The sequence below is a fragment of the Parafrankia sp. Ea1.12 genome (genome assembly GCF_900465275.1).
GTDB lineage: Bacteria > Actinomycetota > Actinomycetes > Frankiales > Frankiaceae > Parafrankia > Parafrankia soli.
The window spans coordinates 1-5,480 of sequence record NZ_UBIZ01000341.1 but is presented as its reverse complement, the minus strand read 5'-3'; the positions used below and the strand labels follow the sequence as shown (position 1 = coordinate 5,480).

At 58.2% G+C, this 5,480-nt stretch carries 3 rRNA genes; all 3 read left to right on the top strand.

The features are described from left to right. Window positions 1–184 precede the first annotated feature (184 nt). The 3 genes from FMEAI12_RS19140 (at window position 185) to rrf (ending at window position 5,404) form a co-directional block, all read left to right on the top strand. Window positions 185–1,692, top strand: a 16S ribosomal RNA gene (locus tag FMEAI12_RS19140). 412 nt (window positions 1,693–2,104) lie between these two features. Beyond that, window positions 2,105–5,215: ribosomal RNA gene (locus FMEAI12_RS19135) — 23S ribosomal RNA — on the top strand. 72 nt (window positions 5,216–5,287) lie between these two features. Then, a 5S ribosomal RNA gene (gene rrf, locus FMEAI12_RS19130) occupies window positions 5,288–5,404 on the top strand. Together the 16S, 23S and 5S rRNA genes form the textbook arrangement of a ribosomal RNA operon. The last annotated feature ends 76 nt before the right edge of the window (window positions 5,405–5,480 follow it).

The following is a 5,480-nucleotide window of genomic DNA, read 5'->3' as shown; positions in this document are numbered from 1 at the left end:
CTGCTCCTTGAGAACTCAACAGCGTACCGAATAGTCAGTGCCATATTTTTTAACCCCCGTCCATGGCCAGGGCTTAGTGCTTCTGGTTGTGGTGGGAAATTCCTTTGGCAATGATAGACTCATACGAGAATCTGTCTTGTCAGGATCGGTTGGGCTTGGCGGCCCGGCCATCTCTTTCAAAGCATTGATGGAGAGTTTGATCCTGGCTCAGGACGAACGCTGGCGGCGTGCTTAACACATGCAAGTCGAGCGAGGAGCTTGCTCCTAGCGGCGAACGGGTGAGTAACACGTGGGCAACCTGCCCCAAGCTCTGGAATAACTCCGGGAAACCGGGGCTAATGCCGGATATGACATCATCGGGCATCTGGTGGTGTGGAAAGATTTATCGGCTTGGGATGGGCCCGCGGCCTATCAGCTTGTTGGTGGGGTGATGGCCTACCAAGGCGACGACGGGTAGCCGGCCTGAGAGGGCGATCGGCCACACTGGGACTGAGACACGGCCCAGACTCCTACGGGAGGCAGCAGTGGGGAATATTGCGCAATGGGCGAAAGCCTGACGCAGCGACGCCGCGTGAGGGATGACGGCCTTCGGGTTGTAAACCTCTTTCAGCAGGGACGAAGCGAGAGTGACGGTACCTGCAGAAGAAGCACCGGCCAACTACGTGCCAGCAGCCGCGGTAATACGTAGGGTGCAAGCGTTGTCCGGAATTATTGGGCGTAAAGAGCTCGTAGGCGGCCTGTCGCGTCGGCTGTGAAAACCCGGGGCTCAACCCCGGGCCTGCAGTCGATACGGGCAGGCTAGAGTCCGGTAGGGGAGACTGGAATTCCTGGTGTAGCGGTGAAATGCGCAGATATCAGGAGGAACACCGGTGGCGAAGGCGGGTCTCTGGGCCGGAACTGACGCTAAGGAGCGAAAGCGTGGGGAGCGAACAGGATTAGATACCCTGGTAGTCCACGCCGTAAACGTTGGGCGCTAGGTGTGGGGGACCTTCCACGGCCTCCGTGCCGCAGCTAACGCATTAAGCGCCCCGCCTGGGGAGTACGGCCGCAAGGCTAAAACTCAAAGGAATTGACGGGGGCCCGCACAAGCGGCGGAGCATGTGGCTTAATTCGATGCAACGCGAAGAACCTTACCAGGGCTTGACATGCAGAGAAATCCTGTAGAGATATGGGGTCCTTAGGGGCTCTGCACAGGTGGTGCATGGCTGTCGTCAGCTCGTGTCGTGAGATGTTGGGTTAAGTCCCGCAACGAGCGCAACCCTTGTCCTATGTTGCCAGCGAGTCATGTCGGGGACTCATAGGAGACTGCCGGGGTCAACTCGGAGGAAGGTGGGGATGACGTCAAGTCATCATGCCCCTTACGTCCTGGGCTGCACACATGCTACAATGGCCGGTACAATGGGCTGCGATACCGCGAGGTGGAGCGAATCCCAAAAAGCCGGTCTCAGTTCGGATCGGGGTCTGCAACTCGACCCCGTGAAGTCGGAGTCGCTAGTAATCGCAGATCAGCAATGCTGCGGTGAATACGTTCCCGGGCCTTGTACACACCGCCCGTCACGTCACGAAAGTCGGTAACACCCGAAGCCGGTGGCCCAACCCTTGTGGGGGGAGCCGTCGAAGGTGGGACCGGCGATTGGGACGAAGTCGTAACAAGGTAGCCGTACCGGAAGGTGCGGCTGGATCACCTCCTTTCTAAGGAGCTTTCTGGCTGGGTGCCCCTGTAGTGGGTGGTTGCCTGGTCCAGAGCGATGGTCAGTCGAGTGGCTGGTCTGGATGCTCATGGGTGGAACGCTGACTTGTTCTGCTGGCTGCTGGTTCGGATTCTGGGTTCCTGTGTGGGCTTGGGGTTGGGGCTGGGGTTGGTGGGTCGGTACGCTGTTGGGTCCTGAGGGAGTTAGGTGCCCTCGTGTGTGGCCCTGCTTTTGTTCAACGTGCCTCGGTGGCCTTCGGGTTGTCGGGGTTGTTGGGCGGGGTGGGTGTGCGGGCTGGTTGTGGTGGGATACCGCTGTCGCCTTTTGGGTGATGGGTTTGGTCTCACGGGCGCGGCTGGTTTCCGTTCGTAGTTTGAGAACTGCACAGTGGACGCGAGCATCTTTATCTTTGTGGCCAAGTTATTAAGGGCGCACGGTGGATGCCTTGGCACCAGGAGCCGATGAAGGACGTGGGAGGCTGCGATATGCCTCGGGGAGCTGTCAACCGAGCTATGATCCGAGGATTTCCGAATGGGGAAACCCGGCAGGGCTTTAAATCCTGTCACCCATGCCTGAACACATAGGGCATGTGGAGGGAACGCGGGGAAGTGAAACATCTCATTACCCGCAGGAAGAGAAAACAACCGTGATTCCGCGAGTAGTGGTGAGCGAAAGCGGATGAGGCTAAACCAGTTTCGTGTGATAGCCGGCAGGCGTTGCGTAGCTGGGGTTGTGGGACTGTTCTGATGTTGCTGCCGCTTCGTCGAAGAGTTAGAAAACGTGTTGTTAGCCGAAGGTCATGCGAATGGACCGCCATAGAGGGTAATAGCCCTGTAGGTGAAAACGGCACGTCTCTTGAGCAGTATCCCAAGTAGCACGGAGCCCGTGAAATTCCGTGTGAATCTGGCGGGACCACCCGCTAAGCCTAAATACTCCCTGGTGACCGATAGCGGACTAGTACCGTGAGGGAAAGGTGAAAAGTACCCCGGGAGGGGAGTGAAATAGTACCTGAAACCGTGTGCCTACAATCCGTGGGGGCTGGGCTTTTCGGAGCCTGGTGACCGCGTGCCTTTTGAAGAATGAGCCTGCGAGTTTGCGGTGTGTGGCGAGGTTAACCCGTGTGGGGTAGCCGTAGCGAAAGCGAGTCCGAATAGGGCGTTGAGTCGCATGTCCAAGACCCGAAGCCGAGTGATCTACCCATGGCCAGGTTGAAGCGCGGGTAAGACCGTGTGGAGGACCGAACCCACCAGGGTTGAAAACCTGGGGGATGAGCTGTGGGTAGGGGTGAAAGGCCAATCAAACTCGGTGATAGCTGGTTCTCCCCGAAATGCATTTAGGTGCAGCGTCACGTGTTTCTTGCCGGAGGTAGAGCACTGGATGGCCTAGGGGGCCTACAAGCTTACTGAAGTCAGCCAAACTCCGAATGCCGGTAAGTGAAGCGTGGCAGTGAGACTGCGGGGGATAAGCTTCGTAGTCGAGAGGGAAACAGCCCAGATCGCCAGCTAAGGCCCCTAAGCGTGCGCTAAGTGGAAAAGGATGTGGAGTCGCATAGACAACCAGGAGGTTGGCTTAGAAGCAGCCACCCTTGAAAGAGTGCGTAATAGCTCACTGGTCAAGTGATTCCGCGCCGACAATGTAGCGGGGCTCAAGCGCACCGCCGAAGCTGCGGCATGCATGGTGAACCCGGCCTTTTCGGAGGTCCAGGTCTGTGCGTGGGTAGGGGAGCGTCGTATGGCGTGTGAAGCGGCGGGGTGACCCAGCCGTGGATGCCATACGAGTGAGAATGCAGGCATGAGTAGCGAATGACGGGTGAGAATCCCGTCCGCCGAATGACCAAGGGTTCCTGGGGCAGGCTTTTCCGCCCAGGGTGAGTCGGGACCTAAGGCGAGGCCGACAGGCGTAGTCGATGGACAACGGGTTGATATTCCCGTACCGGCGCTGACGCGCCCATGCTGAACCTGGTTTGTGCTAACCGTTCTGGTTTTTGTTCTGCCTTCGGGTGGGGCTTGGGCTGGTCGGGACCCCGGCTGGTAGTAGGCAAGCGATGGGGTGACGCAGGAGGGTAGTCCAACCCAGGAGGTGGTTTTCCTGGGGCAAGGGTGTAGGGCGAAGTGCAGGTAAATCCGTGCTTCATGTGCTTGAGACCTGATGCCGAGCCGATTGTGGCGAAGTGGGTGATCCCATGCTGCCGAGAAAAGCCTCTAGCGAGTGTCAGGGCCGCCCGTACCCTAAACCGACACAGGTGGTCAGGTAGAGAATACCGAGGCGTGCGAGTGAACTGTGGTTAAGGAACTCGGCAAAATGCCCCCGTAACTTCGGGAGAAGGGGGGCCACTTCCTGTGTAGGAGTTTACCTCCGAAGCGGGGAGGGGCCGCAGAGACCAGGGGAAAGCGACTGTTTACTAAAAACACAGCTCCGTGCGAAGTCGTAAGACGATGTATACGGAGTGACGCCTGCCCGGTGCTGGAACGTTAAGGGGACGGGTTAGCTCTTCGGGGCGAAGCTCAGAACTTAAGCGCCAGTAAACGGCGGTGGTAACTATAACCATCCTAAGGTAGCGAAATTCCTTGTCGGGTAAGTTCCGACCTGCACGAATGGCGTAACGACTTTCCTACTGTCTCAACCACAGACTCGGCGAAATTGCATTACGAGTAAAGATGCTCGTTACGCGCGGCAGGACGGAAAGACCCCGGGACCTTTACTACAGCTTGATATTGGTGTTCGGTTCGGTTTGTGTAGGATAGGTGGGAGACTGTGAAGCTGGGACGCCAGTTCCGGTGGAGTCATTGTTGAAATACCACTCTGGTCGTACTGGATGTCTAACCTCGGTCCGTGATCCGGATCAGGGACAGTGTCAGGTGGGTAGTTTAACTGGGGCGGTTGCCTCCTAAAGGGTAACGGAGGCGCCCAAAGGTTCCCTCAGCCTGGTTGGCAATCAGGTGTTGAGTGCAAGTGCACAAGGGAGCTTGACTGTGAGACAGACATGTCGAGCAGGTGCGAAAGCAGGGACTAGTGATCCGGCGGTGGCTTGTGGAAGCGCCGTCGCTCAACGGATAAAAGGTACCCCGGGGATAACAGGCTGATCTTGCCCAAGAGTCCATATCGACGGCAAGGTTTGGCACCTCGATGTCGGCTCGTCGCATCCTGGGGCTGGAGTAGGTCCCAAGGGTTGGGCTGTTCGCCCATTAAAGCGGTACGCGAGCTGGGTTTAGAACGTCGTGAGACAGTTCGGTCCCTATCCGCCGCGCGCGCAGGAGACTTGAGAAGGGCTGTCCCTAGTACGAGAGGACCGGGACGGACGAACCTCTGGTGTGCCAGTTGTTCTGCCAAGAGCATGGCTGGTTGGCTACGTTCGGAAGGGATAACCGCTGAAAGCATCTAAGCGGGAAGCTCGCTTCGAGATGAGGTCTCCCACAGGGTAGCCTGGTAAGGCCCCCGACTAGATGATCGGGTTGATAGGCCGGAGGTGGAAGTGCGGCAACGCATGGAGCTGACCGGTACTAATAGGCCGAGGGCTTGACCACAAAGATTCTGCTGTTCTGCGTCCACTGTGCGGTTCTCGGGCTGCGACCGGTTTCGGTTGGGTCTGGTAGTGTTTCGGTGGCTTTGGCGAAGGGGAAACGCCCGGTTCCATTCCGAACCCGGTAGCTAAGCCCTTCAGCGCCGATGGTACTGCGTGGGTGACCGCGTGGGAGAGTAGGACGCCGCCGGACTTCTTTTGGTGGGGGCTGTTTCTGGCTGTGGCCGGGAGCAGCCCCCACCTGTATTTCCGGACCTTTTCCCGGCCGA